This is a genomic window from Azonexus sp. GW821-FHT04F04 (genome assembly GCF_059420025.1).
Window position 1 is genome coordinate 1 of the sequence record NZ_JBWKSX010000016.1, and the last position, 15,298, is coordinate 15,298.

Annotated in this window: 14 protein-coding genes and 1 riboswitch; of the genes, 9 read left to right on the top strand and 5 right to left on the bottom strand. The window is 61.4% G+C overall.

The window, feature by feature from the left end:
• On the bottom strand, positions 1 to 885 hold an 885-nt coding region (locus tag AC07TV_RS20990; RefSeq protein WP_494650322.1), incomplete at its 3' end, for a P-type ATPase actuator domain-containing protein.
• An 89-nt stretch (positions 886 to 974) separates the two neighbouring features.
• Here AC07TV_RS20990 and AC07TV_RS20995 point away from each other — a divergent pair.
• Together AC07TV_RS20995 and cadR are read left to right on the top strand one after the other, a co-directional pair.
• A complete protein-coding gene (locus tag AC07TV_RS20995) occupies positions 975 to 1,313 on the top strand; it encodes a YnfA family protein (RefSeq protein WP_494650323.1) in 339 nt (112 codons plus the stop codon).
• Positions 1,314 to 1,329: 16 nt separating this feature from the next.
• A complete protein-coding gene (cadR, locus tag AC07TV_RS21000) occupies positions 1,330 to 1,806 on the top strand; it encodes a Cd(II)/Pb(II)-responsive transcriptional regulator (protein WP_494650324.1) in 477 nt (158 codons plus the stop codon).
• A gap of 76 nt (positions 1,807 to 1,882) precedes the next feature.
• Here the strand turns inward: cadR and AC07TV_RS21005 are convergent, their stop codons facing one another.
• The 4 genes from AC07TV_RS21005 to AC07TV_RS21020 are packed head-to-tail and all read right to left on the bottom strand — an operon-like array spanning position 1,883 to position 5,545.
• Entirely contained in the window at positions 1,883 to 2,425 is a 543-nt protein-coding gene (locus AC07TV_RS21005; RefSeq protein WP_494650325.1) for a cupredoxin domain-containing protein, read from the bottom strand.
• Complete coding sequence (locus AC07TV_RS21010; RefSeq protein ID WP_494650326.1) at positions 2,412 to 3,821, bottom strand: multicopper oxidase family protein; 1,410 nt, start codon at positions 3,819 to 3,821, stop codon at positions 2,412 to 2,414. Before AC07TV_RS21010 ends, AC07TV_RS21005 begins: the two co-directional genes overlap by 14 nt.
• A 17-nt stretch (positions 3,822 to 3,838) precedes the next feature.
• A complete protein-coding gene (locus tag AC07TV_RS21015; RefSeq protein WP_494650327.1) occupies positions 3,839 to 5,278 on the bottom strand; it encodes a TolC family protein in 1,440 nt (479 codons plus the stop codon).
• 3 nt (positions 5,279 to 5,281) lie between these two features.
• Positions 5,282 to 5,545 carry a hypothetical protein gene (locus tag AC07TV_RS21020; protein ID WP_494650328.1) on the bottom strand — a complete coding sequence of 88 codons (264 nt, stop codon included), beginning with the start codon at positions 5,543 to 5,545 and terminating at the stop codon, positions 5,282 to 5,284.
• 177 nt (positions 5,546 to 5,722) lie between these two features.
• On the opposite strand from AC07TV_RS21020, the gene AC07TV_RS21025 reads away from it, so the two are divergent.
• The 7 genes from AC07TV_RS21025 to AC07TV_RS21055 all read left to right on the top strand — a co-directional run bounded on the left by AC07TV_RS21025 (position 5,723) and on the right by AC07TV_RS21055 (position 15,262).
• Positions 5,723 to 6,400 (top strand): heavy metal response regulator transcription factor, encoded by a 678-nt coding sequence (locus AC07TV_RS21025; protein ID WP_265941898.1) that lies wholly within the window; start codon positions 5,723 to 5,725, stop codon positions 6,398 to 6,400.
• Positions 6,397 to 7,812 (top strand): heavy metal sensor histidine kinase, encoded by a 1,416-nt coding sequence (locus AC07TV_RS21030; RefSeq protein WP_494650329.1) that lies wholly within the window; start codon positions 6,397 to 6,399, stop codon positions 7,810 to 7,812. The genes AC07TV_RS21025 and AC07TV_RS21030 overlap by 4 nt, the downstream gene beginning before the upstream one ends.
• A gap of 236 nt (positions 7,813 to 8,048) precedes the next feature.
• A riboswitch (cobalamin riboswitch) is annotated at positions 8,049 to 8,250 on the top strand.
• A 172-nt stretch (positions 8,251 to 8,422) separates the two neighbouring features.
• The gene (locus AC07TV_RS21035) at positions 8,423 to 11,188 is read left to right on the top strand and encodes a ribonucleoside-diphosphate reductase subunit alpha (RefSeq protein ID WP_494650330.1); all 2,766 of its coding nucleotides are present in this window, start codon (positions 8,423 to 8,425) and stop codon (positions 11,186 to 11,188) included.
• Positions 11,185 to 13,269 (top strand): ribonucleoside triphosphate reductase, encoded by a 2,085-nt coding sequence (locus AC07TV_RS21040; RefSeq protein ID WP_494650331.1) that lies wholly within the window; start codon positions 11,185 to 11,187, stop codon positions 13,267 to 13,269. Before AC07TV_RS21035 ends, AC07TV_RS21040 begins: the two co-directional genes overlap by 4 nt.
• Positions 13,262 to 13,441 carry an anaerobic ribonucleoside-triphosphate reductase gene (gene nrdD / locus AC07TV_RS21045; RefSeq protein ID WP_175145461.1) on the top strand — a complete coding sequence of 60 codons (180 nt, stop codon included), beginning with the start codon at positions 13,262 to 13,264 and terminating at the stop codon, positions 13,439 to 13,441. Before AC07TV_RS21040 ends, nrdD begins: the two co-directional genes overlap by 8 nt.
• Positions 13,434 to 14,099: an anaerobic ribonucleoside-triphosphate reductase activating protein gene (locus tag AC07TV_RS21050; protein WP_494650332.1), complete on the top strand. Its 666-nt coding sequence runs from the start codon at positions 13,434 to 13,436 to the stop codon at positions 14,097 to 14,099. Before nrdD ends, AC07TV_RS21050 begins: the two co-directional genes overlap by 8 nt.
• Before the next feature lie 38 nt (positions 14,100 to 14,137).
• Positions 14,138 to 15,262, top strand: a complete 1,125-nt coding sequence (locus tag AC07TV_RS21055) for a ribonucleotide-diphosphate reductase subunit beta (protein WP_494650333.1) — start codon at positions 14,138 to 14,140, stop codon at positions 15,260 to 15,262.
• Positions 15,263 to 15,298: the final 36 nt, after the last annotated feature.

Here is a 15,298-nt window from a genome sequence, read left to right on the forward strand (position 1 = left end):
CGGGATGCTTTCGCCGGTGACCGGCGCCTGATTGACCGCACTGGTTCCTGCCGTCACCTGACCATCGAGCGGTATCCTGGCGCCGGGTTTGACCCGCACACTGGCCTCCAGCGTTACCACTGCGGCCGGTACTTCCAGCCACGTCCCATCAGCCTGCCGAACTTCCGCCGTCTCCGGCGTCAGGTCGAGCAAGCCCTTGATGGCGTTACGCGCCCGATCCACGGAACGGGCTTCGATCAGTTCGGCAATGGCATACAAGGCCATGACCATCGCCGCCTCGGGCCACTGTCCAATGAGGAAGGCACCGGTCACCGCCACACCCATCAGCGCGTTCATGTTCAACTGCCCGCGCCGTAATGCCGCTACGCCTTTGCTATAGGTGGAAATGCCGGACAGCCAGATGGCAACAACGGCTAATGCCATACCGAAGCCCTTGAATGGCAATGTGTCGGGCGCGAAGAAATCCAGCGCTTCCGCACCGACGGCCAGCCCCAGCGCCAGAACACTTCGCCATAGCTCACTGACGCCAACGTTTTCCGTTGCCGCCTGATCTGGCGAAACCGCTTTGGGGCTAAACCCCGCCTGGCGGATAGCGGCCAAGGCGGCATCGAGAGCATCCGTCGTCGCATCGATCGAAACGGTGCGGGCCGACAGTTGGAAACGCAGGGAACGGATGCCATCGATACCGGCCACCGCACGACGGATGTCATTCTCCTCGTTCGGGCAGTCCATGGTTGGAATCACGAAAACGGGCACGCCATCGCTTTGAGCGAGATCGGCGGCGGCTGGGATTTCTACGGTGGTAGTCACTGCGGCTGAACAGCCGCCGGCACAGCCGCTGTGGGCGGCTTCCTGAAGGGGCTTCGGGCTGGGATCAAGACTCATGGCGTTCTCCTTGTTTCCTGCATTAGAAACCCTTGAGTGACTACAGAGTCAAGCGATTACAATAAAAGAAAATAGTCGGAGCCGAAGCAATGCTTGAGTTTGTCAAAGTTCTGGGATTGTTCGCCATAACCGCGCTGGCCGAGATTCTCGGCTGCTATCTGCCGTGGCTGGTGCTGACCCAGCAGCGTTCACCTTGGCTGTTGATCCCCGCCGCCGTTTCCTTGGGGCTGTTTGCCTGGCTGCTGACCCTGCATCCAGGTGCCGCCGGACGAATCTACGCCGCCTACGGCGGTGTCTACGTGGCGATTGCCCTGATCTGGCTATGGCGGATCGATGGCGTTGTGCCGACCCGATGGGATATTGTCGGCAGTGCGGTCACGTTGGCCGGTATGGCGATCATTATGCTCCAACCGGCTCGGTCCGTTTGATCGTCAGGAGGCGAAGATGAAAATCGGCGAACTGGCCCGCCTTGCCGGGACGAATGTGGAAACGATCCGCTATTACGAGCGTGATGGGCTGCTACCCGTACCGGCACGCAGCGAAGGCAACTACCGCATCTATCGGGAAACCCATGTCCAGCGACTGTCCTTTATTCGGCGTTGTCGCAGTCTGGACATGACGTTGGATGAGATCCGGGTCTTGCTACACTTCAAGGAGTCACCCCAGGAGAACTGCGCGGATGTGAATCGCCTCCTTGACCGACACATTGGGCACGTCACCCAACGGATGCAAGAACTCCAGGAACTGGAAAGGCAACTGAAAGACCTACGCGAGCGCTGCGGTGAGGCGCGGGATGCTGCCCACTGCGGCATTCTTGACGGGTTGTCTCAAGCGATCATGCCCGGCGAAAAGTCGGCAAGCCATGTACAGGGAACGCATCAACATATCCTGGCACAGGATGATCGAGGCAAACATGGCTGACGATATCGACTTGGCGTGCGACTTTCCGACCGGGAAGCCAAAGCGGAATGGAATCCGATTTATGTAATCTTGCGAACTACCGACGCACATTAATCTTGCCTTTCATCCCCGCTTCGAAATGTCCCGGAACGAGACAGGCGAAATCGAAACTCCCCGATTTCGCGAATGTCCAGGCGAATTCCGCGGTCTTTCCCGGTTCTACCGACACCGCATTCGGGTCGTCGTGCTCCATCTGCGGGAACTGCGCCATCAGTGCGGCGTGTTTCTTCAATTCCGCCGGCGTACCCAGTACGAATTCGTGTTTGACTTGCCCATGGTTGCGCACGACAAAGCGAATCGTTTCTCCTCGTCTGGTTTCGATGCGCTCGGGTTTGAAACGCATGCTGTCGCCCATGGCCACTTCGACCGTCCGGGTGGCCGCGCTGATCGAAGCCGGTCTGCCGAGGTCGGCGGCATGTTGACCGGATGGCTTGCCCGCCGGCTGTTTGGTCGGAGCGGTGTGGTTTTCATCGCCGTAGGCGGCAAAACCGGGCATGGACAGTATGACGAGCAAGGCAAGATCACAACGATTGCGCATGATGAGCACCTCTTCAAGTAAATTCGGCTTAGTGGCCGGCATGTTTGCCGGGTTTGCGCACGGTCAGTTCCTGGTTCACTGGTTTCCCGTTCGCCGGCATCGACATTCCGCCGTGAGTTGTCGCTCGCGGGGCCTCGGCGACCGGCCCCATCCATTCGGAGGCCTGAGTACCGGCGGGCTGCTTGTACCAGCCAGGGTCGCGATAATCCCCCGGCTTCTGATCGCGGCGCACTTTCAGCATCGAGAACATACCGCCCATTTCGACAGCGCCATAGGGCCCTTGGCCGGTCATCATGGGGAGCGTGTTGTCGGGAATCGGCATTTCCATTGCGCCCATGTCCGCCATGCCGCGTTCGCCCATCACCATGTAGTCGGGAATCAGATCGGTGATCTGCTTGACCACGCCCCGGTGATCGACGCCGATCATCGTCGGCACATCGTGTCCCATGGCATTCATCGTGTGATGGCTCTTGTGGCAATGGAAAGCCCAATCGCCTTCCTCATCGGCCAGGAATTCGATCTGTCGCATCTGGCCGACCGCGACATCGGTCGTCACCTCCGGCCAGCGGGAAGCGATTGGCGTCGGGCCGCCATCGGTGCCACTGACGACAAACTCGTGCCCGTGCAAATGCATCGGGTGATTAGTCATGGTCAGGTTGCCCATGCGGATGCGAACTTTGTCATCCTTGCGGACATTTAGCGAATCGATGCCTGGAAATGCCCGGCTGTTCCAGGTCCAGAGATTGAATTCGAGCATGGTATTGACCTGTGGCGTGTAACTGCCGGGGTCGATGTCATAGGCGTTCAGCAGGAAACAGAAGTCGCGGTCGACTTCCTCGATGAGCGGATGCTTGCTCTTCGGGTGGGTCACCCAGAAACCCATCATGCCCATCGCCATCTGAGTCATCTCGTCGGCATGCGGGTGATACATGAAGGTACCCGGGCGTCGTGCAACGAACTCGTAGACGAAGGTCTTGCCGACCGGAATCTGCTTCTGATTGAGGCCACCCACCCCATCCATACCATTCGGCAGGCGCTGGCCATGCCAGTGAATGGTGGTGTGCTCCGGCAGCCGATTGGTCACGAAGATGCGCACGCGGTCGCCTTCGACCACTTCAATAGTCGGACCAGGGCTTTGTCCGTTGTAGCCCCACAAATGGGCTTTCATGCCCGGGGCGATTTCGCGAACGACCGGTTCGGCGACGAGATGGAATTCCTTGACGCCCTTGTTCATCCGCCACGGTAAGGTCCAGCCGTTAAGGGTTACCACCGGGTTGTAAAGACGTCCGTTGGCTGGCTGGAGCGGCGGCATGGTTTCTGGTTTGTCCATCGTTATCAGTTCGGGCAGCGCCGCCATGGCGACGGAACCGACCGAAGCGGCGGCGACGGCACTACCAGCCATCCCCAGGTTCTTGAAAAATTCGCGACGAGAAGTCATGGTCGAGTCCTTTGCGCTCAGTGGTCGGCCCGACCCGTCGCCGTGACAGTGGCGCGGGCTGGCGTGTTCAGTGAGGGTTTGCCGATCATCGACATCTGCAAATCGCCCTCGGCAATCCAGAAGTCCCGCAACGTCTCGATATAGCTGTTAACCGTGGCGATCTGTGATCGCGCATCGGCGAGCAACTCGAACACGCCAATCAGCATGCCGTTGTAGCGCAGCACGTTCTCCTCGGCGATCCGCTGGTGGAGCGGCACGATCTCGTCGCGATAATGGCGGGCGATATCGTAGTGGGTCCGATAGGCGTGATAACTCTCCCGAACCTCCGAGCGCGCATTCGTGGCTGCTTCGGCAGCCCGTTCGACCGCCTGCATATAGATGGCCTCGGCCTTGGCGACCTTGGCGCCACCCCAATCAAAAATCGGCAACTCAAAGCTGATTTCGTAGCCTTTCTTGTAGCCGCTGTCCCGGGCGCCTTCCAGGACGCGGGCCGGCCCCACCTCCAGAACGTTGATCAAGCGGGTCGCCTTGCTCAATTCCAAGTTACTGGCCAGGGCTTCGGTTTCGAGGCGAATGGCTTGCAGGTCAAGGCGCTGGTCAAGGGCCGCCTGTTCCAGGACGGGGAGTTCATTGACGGTAGTCGGCAAGTCCGGCAGCCGCTCGGGAAGTTGGAAGACCGATCGGTCGGCCAGTCCGAGAACTCTGGCCAGGCGCTCCCGGGAGGAGGTAGCCGCCTGTTCCGCCCGCGCCAGGTTCAGCGCCGCATCGGCGTAAAACGCCTGTTCCCGAGCCTGACGCAACTTGCTGAAGTTGCCCACCTGCGCCATCCGGCGGGCCAGTTCGGCGCCGGCCTCCGAAGCCTGTTTGACTTTGCGCAGGTAGCGCACCGACTCTTCGGCCGCGATGGCGGTGAAATAGGCCTGCCGGGTGTCGGCGGCCAGCCGGGCCACCGCAATGATCGCCAGGCGCTGGGTTTGCGCGAAATTGCGCCGCTCGACCTCGACAGCCAGTGGCATGGTGATCAAGGCGAAAATATTAAAGGTCAGCGCTTGCTCGATCTTGTATTCGCGAATGCCGTTTTCCGGTTTGCTGGCCCGCAGCATCGAGAAGTGCGGATTGGGGAGCCTACCGACCTGCACAAGATCGGCCTCGCTGATCCCCAGATCAAAAAAGCTGGCCTGCAGCCCCCGGTTGTTGAATAGCGCCACCTGGATGGCGTCGTCGACCGCCAGTGGTTTCGCCAGCAGTTCATCGACGCGGGCTTGCAGGGTGGCTCGTTCCTGGTCGCCGCGCACCCACTTCACCTCTTTGCCGAGCCGCTCCTGGACAGTCTGTTCCACGCTGCCGAATCCGCCGTCATTGGAGAAAGTGGCGCAGCCGGCGAGACCTGCCAGGGCGATCACCAGCAATGTGCGCTTGCCGCTGCTGTACAGCCCTATGGGGAAATGGGAAGACATGGCTTATTTCTTCTCACGCGGAGCGGCTGCGCTTGCTGCCCCCGACTGTTGCTCTGCTTTCGAAGGCTCAAGATGCCCCATATGGCCCTGCAAGCGCCCCATCCGGTCATTGGCTTGCCGCCAATCCTGGACCGCTTCGTCCACCATGGGTTTGTAGTCAACAAATACCGACCGGTAGCCGGCAGTTGGCGTCGCCGCTGGCGGTGCGTGGTCATCTGCCCATCCCGGACTCATGGCGACGACAAGGATCAATGCTCTATGTTTCATGATGCCTCCGCTGGGAAAGAGGAGTCTTGGGAATCTATCGCTCCCATGGTGGACATCATGCTTTCGCGAAACCAACAATCGGCTGACTTACGGATTACATTTGCGTAATCTAGGGCGATCAATGCTGAAACCGACGCAAAATGCATCAACGATAGCCAACGGTTGGTGGAGAGCGTCATGAAAATATTGGTCGTAGAAGATGAACCAAAGACCGGGATATACCTGAAACAAGGTCTCGTCGAGGCTGGCTTCGTGGTCGATCTGGTGGCTAACGGCCTGGACGGCTTGCATTTGGCGCTGACCGAGGCGCATGATCTGGCCATCCTCGACGTCATGCTGCCGGGTATCGATGGCTGGCAGGTGTTGCAGGGAATTCGGCGGGCCGGGAAAGAGATGCCCGTATTGTTCCTGACCGCCCGGGATCAAGTGGAAGACCGAGTCAAGGGCCTGGAGTTGGGTGCGGACGACTACCTGGTCAAACCGTTTGCCTTTTCCGAGTTGCTGGCCCGTGTCAGAACCTTGTTGCGGCGGGGTGGGAAGGCAAAAGAGTCGGAGTTTCTGCGTGCAGCTGACCTTGAACTCGATCTGCTGCGCCGTCGGGTGACCCGTGCGGGGAAACGTATCGACCTGACCGCCAAGGAGTTCGCCTTGCTCGAACTATTGCTGCGCCGCCAGGGTGAGGTGTTGCCCCGTTCATTGATCGCCTCCCAGGTTTGGGACATGAATTTCGACAGTGACACGAATGTCATTGAAGTCGCCATCAAACGCCTGCGGGTCAAGATTGACGAAGGCTTCGAACCGAAGCTGGTGCGCACGGTCAGGGGCATGGGCTACGTTTTGGAGATTACCGATTGAGTCAAACACAGAGTCGATCACTGACGCTTCACCTAACCTTGTGGTTTGCATTGGCGTCGGTATTCGTGCTGTTCCTGCTTGGGTTGCTGATCGGGCGCTCGGTGGAACAACACTTCGAAGAGCAGGACATCGAGGTGCTGGCCGGCAAAATGGAGTTGGCCAAGCATGTTCTTGAGAAAGCGCTGGCCACGCCAAGTGGCGAGACGCTGGCAAAACAGTTGGATGAGGCTTTGACTGGGCATCACGGTTTGGTCATTGCCGTAGTCGGACCTAATCGGCAACGCTTGGATGCCCATGTAGGGCTTGTTCTGCCCACTGAATTGCTCAGCGATCGACTGGCGACCGGTAGTGGACGCCCGATCAAATGGGTCGCCGACGATGGTCTCCCATGGCGGGGCATTTCGGCCACTTTGACGTCCGGAGGCCAGGCCGGATCCTCGTATACCGTCGTGGTGGCCACCGAAATATCGCATCACGAACATTTCATGGGCGCTTTCCGGCAAACCCTGTGGGTGTTCATGCTGCTGGCCACGCTGGCCATGGGCCTGCTCGGATGGTTTGTCGTCCGGCGCGGACTGGCACCGCTGCAGACGATCAAGCGTCAAGCTGCCGCGATCACCGCCAACCGGTTGCACACCCGTCTGCCAGTCGAGGCTATTCCCCTTGAACTGGGCGACTTGGCGAGCACCCTGAACGACATGCTGTCGCGGCTGGAAGAGTCCTTTCAGCGCCTGTCGGACTTCTCGTCAGACCTTGCCCATGAACTGAGAACGCCGGTCAGCAACTTGCTGACCCAAACCCAGGTCACGCTGTCGCGCGCCAGATCGGCCGACGAATATCGGGACATTCTGGCGTCCAACGCCGAAGAGTTCGAGCGCTTGTCGCGGACGATCGCCGACATGCTTTTCCTGGCCAAGGCCGAGAACAAGCAACTCATCCCGCATCAGGAGCGACTCGAACTTGCCGACGAGGTTGCGGAATTGATGGAGTTCTACGGGTTGCTGGCCGAGGAAAAGGAAATTCGCCTGTCGGTCGTTGGGCACGGCACCGTATCCGGTGACCGTCTGATGCTGCGCCGGGCAATCAGCAATCTGCTCTCCAATGCGCTGCGCTATACCCCGGTCGGTGGAACGGTAACGGTAGCAATCGAAATGCATCGCGACGAGGTGGTTCAATTGGCCGTTGAAAACACCGGGCCAAGTATTCCAGCCGAGCACTTGCCTCGCTTGTTTGATCGTTTTTACCGTGCTGATAGCTCTCGCCAGCGGACAACCGAGGGTTCTGGCTTGGGGCTGGCAATCACGCGTTCTATCTTGGCTGCACATGGCGGGGACATCACTGTAAGCTCGACGGAGGGTATGACGAAATTCACCTTGTCGTTACCTGCGGGAGTTGAAAGTCAAATTGCTTAGCGAGGTACGGAAAGATGCTGATCGCCTTTGCAAGGCCATGTTGAGAAAAAATCGGAACCAGGAAAAATCGAACACAACAGAATCAATGCCGAGCAATCAAGCCGAAGTGATACGAGCAACAAGCCTGCAAATTGACTCGCCGAAGCCCTCGAAACTCCACTACATGTAGTGGTGTTTTTGTATTCGAGTACTAAATGTAGTGGTCGCGCGCTTGACATATCCGATATGCCCCAACTAGACTTCGAGCCGTTGAAGGTTCCCCGCAAGGGGATTAAAACGGGAATCCGGTGCCAGGCCGCAAGGTCTGAATTCCGGGGCTGCCCCCGCAACTGTAATCGGCGAGCGCTTCGCCAACACATGCCACTGGATGCGTCCGGGAAGGTAGGTGGAGCGCGCTGAACCGAGAGCCAGGAGACCTGCCGCAACGAACTTTCTTTCATGGTTTTGGGGCGGGGTGTCCCTGACGAGAGGTTTATTGCGTGTCTTTCTTGCCGTTCGTTCGCCTGACCGATTCGACCACGGGTTGCTGCCCGCGGGCGCTGCGGTCGGTCGCGCCGATTGGCGGCCGGGCGCCTCGTCGATTCTCCGCCCCCCGATACGGAGAATCGCCTTGTCATCCAATGTCCTGAGCTTATCCACCGGCAGCGAAATCGCCGCCGCCGCCCTGCAAGTCATCCGCCGCAACGGCGCGGTCGTCGCCTTCGATGCCGACAAGATCGCCGTCGCGCTGACCAAGGCCTTTCTCGCCGTCGAAGGCAGCCAGAGTGCCGTCTCGTCACGGGTGCGCGACGTCGTGGCCCACCTGACGCAGGCGGTCGTCCGTTCGCTGACCCGGCGGATGCCGGATGGCGGCACGGTGCATATCGAGGACATCCAGGACCAGGTCGAACTGGCCCTGATGCGCTCCGGCGAGCACGACGTGGCGCGGGCCTACGTGCTCTACCGCGAACGGCGGGCCAGCGAGCGTTCGGTCGCCCAGCCGCTGGCCGGCGCGCCGCTGATCCACGTTCTGGATGGCGGCCAGCGCCGGCCGCTCGACCGCGCCGAACTGGCCGGCCTGTGCGCCGATGCCTGCGCCGGGCTGGGCAGTGCGGTGGATGCCGAACGGGTGCTCGACAGCGCCATCCGCAACCTTTACGACGGCGTGCCGCTGGCTGACGTGCACCAGGCGCTGATCCTCGCCGCGCGCACCCTGATCGAACGCGAGCCGGCCTACAACCAGGTGACGGCGCGCCTGCTGCTGGCCAGCCTTGGCCGCGAAGTGCTCGGCGAAGCGCGGTCGTTGAGCGAGATTGCTGCTGTCAACAGCGAATATTTGCCCAATTTCATCGCCCAGGGCATCGAAGCCGAACTGCTCGACCCGCGCCTCGCCTCCTTCGATTTGCCGCGCCTGGCTACCGCCCTGAAGCCCGAGCGCGACCTGCAATTCGGCTACCTCGGCCTGCAGACGCTGTACGACCGTTATTTCCTGCACATCGACGGCCGTCGCATCGAACTGCCGCAGATTTTTTTCATGCGCGTCGCGATGGGCCTGGCCTTGAACGAAATCGACCGCGAAGCCCGCGCCATCGAGTTCTACGACCTGATTTCCAGCTTCGATTTCATGTGCTCGACGCCGACGTTGTTCAACAGCGGCACGCTGCATTCGCAGCTATCGTCGTGCTACCTGACCACGGTGGCCGACGATCTCGAAGGCATCTACCAGTCGATCAAGGAAAACGCCCTGCTGCAGAAATACGCCGGTGGCCTGGGCAACGACTGGACGCCGGTGCGCTCGCTGGGCAGCCGGATCAAGGGCACCAACGGCCAGAGCCAGGGCGTCATTCCCTTTCTCAAGGTGGTTAATGACACGGCGGTCGCGGTCAACCAGGGCGGCAAGCGCAAAGGCGCGGTCTGCGCCTATCTTGAAACCTGGCACCTCGACATCGAGGAATTCCTCGACCTGCGCAAGAACACTGGCGACGAGCGGCGCCGCACCCACGACATGAATACCGCCAACTGGATTCCCGACCTGTTCATGAAGCGGGTTATCGACCACGGCGAATGGACGCTGTTCTCGCCGGTCGATGTGCCCGATCTGCATGAAAAGTTCGGCGCCGAATTCGAAGCGGCGTATGTCGCCTATGAAGCCAAGGCTGCCGCCGGGAAACTGAAGCTGCACAAGAAGCTGCCCGCCGTCCAGCTCTGGCGCAAGATGCTGACCATGCTGTTCGAGACCGGGCATCCCTGGATCACCTTCAAGGATGCCTGCAACCTGCGCTCGCCGCAGCAGCACGTCGGCGTCGTGCATTCGTCCAACCTGTGCACCGAGATCACGCTGAACACTTCGGACGAGGAAACCGCCGTCTGCAATCTCGGCTCGGTCAATCTGCTGGCCCACCTCAAGGATGGCGCCCTCGACCAGGCCAAGCTGGCGCGCACCGTGCAGACCGCCTTGCGCATGCTCGACAACGTCGTCGATATCAATTTCTACGCGACGCCCAAGGCACGCAACGCCAACCTCCGCCACCGGCCGGTCGGCCTCGGTATCATGGGTTTCGCCGATTGCCTGTACGAACTCGGCCTGCCTTACGCGTCGCCGGAAGCCGTCGAATTTGCCGACCGGACCATGGAAGCCGTCTGCTACCACGCCTACGGGGCATCGACCGAACTGGCCCGCGAGCGCGGCCGCTATTCGAGCTACCCCGGCAGCCTGTGGGCCCAGCGCATCCTGCCGCTCGATTCGATCGATTTGCTGGAAGCCGGGCGGGGCGGCCATGTCGAACTCAACCGTGACTCAACGCTCGACTGGGCCGGCCTGAAGGAACGCATCGCCCGCCACGGCATGCGCAATTCCAACTGCGTCGCCATCGCGCCAACGGCGACCATTTCCAACATCGTCGGCGTCTCGGCCAGCATCGAGCCGACGTACCAGAACATCTACGTCAAATCCAACCTGTCCGGCGAATTCACCGTGGTCAACGAAGCGCTGGTCCGCGACCTCAAGGCGCTGGAGCTGTGGGACGAAGTGATGGTCGCCGATTTGAAATATTTCGACGGCTCGCTGGCCCGCATCGAGCGCGTGCCGGACGAATTGAAGGCGCGCTACGCGACCGCTTTCGAAATCGACCCGGTGTGGCTCATCGAAGCAGCAGCCCGGCGCCAGAAATGGATCGACCAGGCCCAGTCGCTGAACCTCTACCTGGCGCTGCCATCCGGCAAGAAGCTCGACGAAATCTACAAGCTGGCCTGGCTGCGCGGTTTGAAGACGACCTACTACCTGCGCACGCTGGGCGCCAGCCAGGCCGAGAAGGCGGGCGGGCGCGACGACGCCGTGGCGCAGGATGAGCCGAAATTCTGTTCGATCGACAATCCGGAATGCGAGGCCTGCCAATGAGTACCAACGCACTGCAAGCGACCATCTCGGAAGCGATACCCCTGGTTTCCCCGTCGCTGCCGCGTCGCATCCTGCGTCGTGACGGTTCCGATGTACCTTTCGAGGTCGAGCGCATCGCTTCGGCATTGGCTCGCGCCGGTGCCGCCAGCGGTGAATTCGATGTGGATGAGGCGCAGTTGCTGACAGCTCGCGTGCTCAAGGTGATTCGCCACCGCTATGCCGATTCGGCGCCCACCGTCGAGCAGGTGCAGGATATGGTCGAACAGACCCTGGTCGACGCCAACCACTTGCGGACATTCCGCGCTTACGTTGCCTATCGCGACCAGCACCACAGACTGCGCGAGGACCGTCGCACGCTGGTGGACGTGGCGGCCACCATCGACGAGTACGTGGATCGCGCCGACTGGCGGGTACGGGCCAACGCCAACCAGGGGTATTCGCTGGGCGGACTGATCCTCAACGTGTCGGGCAAGGTAGTCGCCAACTATTGGCTGTCGCACGTCTATCCGCCGGAGATCGGCCAGGCGCATCGCGACGCCGACATCCACATCCACGACCTCGACATGCTCTCCGGCTACTGCGCCGGCTGGTCGCTGCGCCAGGTGCTGTTCGAGGGATTCAACGGCGTGCCCGGCAAGCCCGAGGCCGATCCGCCCAAGCACTTCTCCAGCGCCCTCGGCCAGATGGTCAATTTCCTCGGCACGCTGCAGAACGAATGGGCCGGGGCCCAGGCGTTCAGCTCCTTCGACACCTACCTGGCGCCTTTCGTCCGCAAGGACGGCCTCGGCTATGACGCCGTGCGCCAGGGTATGCAGGAATTCGTCTACAACCTCAACGTGCCGTCGCGCTGGGGTACCCAGACGCCGTTTACCAACCTGACCTTCGACTGGGTCTGCCCGGAAGACCTGCGCGACCAGGTGCCGGTCATCGGCGGCGCGGAAATGCCTTTCGCCTACGGTGACCTGCAGGCCGAGATGGACCTCATCAACCGGGCCTACATCGAGGTCATGAGTGCCGGCGACCGACGGGGCAGGGCTTTCACCTTCCCGATTCCGACCTACAACATTACCGAGGACTTCCCGTGGGAGTCGGACAACGCCGAACGGCTGTTCGCCATGACGGCCAAGTACGGCCTGCCTTACTTCCAGAATTTCCTCAACTCGGACATGAAACCGAACCATGTCCGTTCGATGTGCTGTCGCCTGCAACTCGATCTGCGCGAGTTGCTCAAGCGCGGTAACGGTCTCTTCGGCTCGGCCGAGCAGACCGGATCGATTGGCGTCGTGACCATCAACTGCGCTCGTCTCGGCCATTTGCATGCCGGCGACGAGGCGGCGCTGATGGCCTGCGTCGACCGTCTCGCCGACATGGCGCGCGACAGCCTGGAGATCAAGCGCAAGGTCGTCCAGCGCCTGATGGACGACGGCCTCTTTCCCTACACCAGGCGCTACCTCGGCACTTTGCGCAACCATTTCTCGACCATCGGCGTGAACGGCATCAACGAAATGGTGCGCAACTTCACCGCCGGTGCCGCCGATATTGCCAGCCCCGAGGGCCACGCGCTGGCGCTGCGCCTGCTCGACCGCTTGCGCGACCGGATGCGCGCTTATCAGGAAACCACCGGCAACCTCTACAACCTTGAGGCGACGCCGGCCGAAGGCACCACCTACCGTTTCGCCAAGGAGGACAAGAAGCGCTGGCCCGGCATCCTGCAGGCCGGCACGGCGGACAAGCCGTATTATACCAATTCGTCGCAGTTGCCGGTCGGTTTCACCGACGACCCTTTCGAGGCGCTGATGCGGCAGGACGAACTGCAGACGCGCTACACCGGCGGCACCGTGCTGCATCTCTACATGCGCGAACGCATCTCGACCCCGGCCGCCTGCCGGCAACTGGTGCAAACCGCGCTGTCGCGTTTCCGGCTGCCCTACATCACGATCACGCCGACCTTCTCGATCTGTCCGAAACACGGCTACCTGGCCGGCGAGCACGAGTTCTGCCCGAAGTGCGATGACGAAATCCTCGCCCGCGCGGCCCCGCCCATTGACACCCCTACTGCGAAAGGAAGAAACCATGTCTGAAACGAAATCCCAAGCACTCCTGAACGACTCCGAACGCCAACGCTGCGAGGTGTGGACCCGCGTCATGGGCTACCACCGGCCAGTTTCCGAGTTCAACCCGGGCAAACAGAGCGAGCACGGCGAACGACGGCACTTCGCCGAACCATGTCAGGCATCGGCCGCTTGTGGCTGACAGGAAAACCCTGGTGGTGGGCGGGCTGACGCCCTTCACCACCATCGACTTCCCCGGCCGGCTGGCCGCCGTCGTCTTCTGCCAGGGGTGCCCGTGGCGCTGCGGCTATTGCCATAACCCGCACCTGCATTCGCCGCAGGGCCGGGAGAGGCACTGGAGCGATGTGCTCGACTGGCTGGAGCCCCGGCGGGGCCTGCTCGACGGCGTCGTTTTCTCCGGTGGCGAACCGCTGCTGCAACGCGGCCTCGCCGCGGCTCTCGGCGAAGTTCGGGCGCGGGGCTTTGCCACTGCGTTGCATACGGCCGGCATCTACCCGAAGCGGCTGGCTGCCGTACTGCCGACGCTCGACTGGGTGGGTTTCGACGTCAAAGGACCGTTCGAGGACTACCGTCGCATCACCGGTGCCGGCGACGGCGAAACGGCGCTTGCTGCCTTGGATATCTTGCTCAAGGCGGGCACCGACCACGAAATACGCTGCACCGTCGATACCGGGCTGCTGGATGCCGACGCCATTGCCCGGCTGGCACGCCAATTGGCGGCTCGGGGCGTCTCGCGGCTCGTTCTGCAGTCTTGCCGCCGTAATGGACTGCCGGCACAGCTGCCCGAAGCACTGCTCGACGCAGCGGCGGCCTATCTGCCGCAGATCGAATCGAGATAAGTGGATAAACGATTTCACAGAAAGAAAGCACGTCAATAATGAATGCACCATCGCCCAATGCCTTGTTCAATGACTGGGAGCTGCCGACACCCACGGTCGCCCCTGAAAATCAGGCAAAAACCGAAGTCGACCGTAGCATTTTGCCGGTGGCACCAGCCCTTGCCCCGATCAACGCCGCCGACAAGCGCATCGTCAACGGCAAGGGCGACATCAACCAGCTCGCGCCGTTCAAGTACCCGTGGGCCTGGGAGTTTTTCCTGAAGGCCAACCGCAACCACTGGACGCCGCTGGAAATCGGTATGGCGCAGGACGTGCACGACTACCACCACAAGCTGAGCGGCGCCGAGCGCCACGTTTTCGAGAACGTGCTGGCCTACCTGACGACCTCCGACATCCTGGCCATGCGCAACATCGGCCTGGCCGTCATGGAAAAGATGAGCGCACCGGAATTGCAAATCTACCAGGCCCGCCAGGTCTATGAAGAAGCGCTGCACACCTGGACCTACCAGCACTGCATCGAAAGCCTCGGCCTCGACCAGCAGGAAATCTACAACCGCTACCGCGTCGTGCCGGAAATCCACGGCAAGATCGCGCTGGCTAACCGCCGGCTGGAAAAGGTGCTGCGCTCGGACTTCGACCTCACCGACCGCGCCAATCTGCACGAATTCGCGCTGTCCTACTTCTTCTTCGCGGTGATCTTCGAAGGCTGCTGGTTCTACAACGGTTTCACCCCGGTCTTCGCGCTGCAGCGGCGCGGCCTGATGAAGGGCGCCGCCGAGCAACTGCAATACATCATGCGCGACGAGGTGCTGCACTGCGCCTTCGGCATCCGCGTCATCCGCGAACTGCTGGTCGAGGAGGGACTGACACTCGACCCGGCCGCGCTGCGCACACTGTGGGATGAAGCCGAGGCGGCCGAAACCGCCTACGCCGGCTACATCCTGCGCGACCCCGTCCTCGGCTACAACGCCGAACTGCACGTCGCCCAGTTCCGCTTCATCGCCAACCGGCGGGCGCGCCAGGTCGGCGTCGCCGAGCCATTCCCGGGGGCTGAAAACGTCCTGCCCTGGCTCGACGAGCAGGCCAACCTGCGCAAGGAGAAGAATTTCTTCGAAACCCGCGTCACCGAGTACCAGACGGGCGGGGCGCTGGCTTGGGATTGATCGCCGAGCCCTTCCTGGGCGTGCCGTGCCGACTCC

What these genes read in the sequence shown, in the direction of transcription:
- AC07TV_RS20995 (WP_494650323.1), top strand. Translation starts at nt 975, where the DNA reads ATGCTTGAGTTTGTCAAAGTTCTGGGATTGTTCGCCATAACCGCGCTG.
- cadR (WP_494650324.1), top strand. Translation starts at nt 1,330, where the DNA reads ATGAAAATCGGCGAACTGGCCCGCCTTGCCGGGACGAATGTGGAAACG.
- AC07TV_RS21005 (WP_494650325.1), bottom strand. Translation starts at nt 2,425, where the DNA reads ATGCCGGCCACTAAGCCGAATTTACTTGAAGAGGTGCTCATCATGCGC.
- AC07TV_RS21010 (WP_494650326.1), bottom strand. Translation starts at nt 3,821, where the DNA reads ATGACTTCTCGTCGCGAATTTTTCAAGAACCTGGGGATGGCTGGTAGT.
- AC07TV_RS21015 (WP_494650327.1), bottom strand. Translation starts at nt 5,278, where the DNA reads ATGTCTTCCCATTTCCCCATAGGGCTGTACAGCAGCGGCAAGCGCACA.
- AC07TV_RS21020 (WP_494650328.1), bottom strand. Translation starts at nt 5,545, where the DNA reads ATGAAACATAGAGCATTGATCCTTGTCGTCGCCATGAGTCCGGGATGG.
- AC07TV_RS21025 (WP_265941898.1), top strand. Translation starts at nt 5,723, where the DNA reads ATGAAAATATTGGTCGTAGAAGATGAACCAAAGACCGGGATATACCTG.
- AC07TV_RS21040 (WP_494650331.1), top strand. Translation starts at nt 11,185, where the DNA reads ATGAGTACCAACGCACTGCAAGCGACCATCTCGGAAGCGATACCCCTG.
- nrdD (WP_175145461.1), top strand. Translation starts at nt 13,262, where the DNA reads ATGTCTGAAACGAAATCCCAAGCACTCCTGAACGACTCCGAACGCCAA.
- AC07TV_RS21055 (WP_494650333.1), top strand. Translation starts at nt 14,138, where the DNA reads ATGAATGCACCATCGCCCAATGCCTTGTTCAATGACTGGGAGCTGCCG.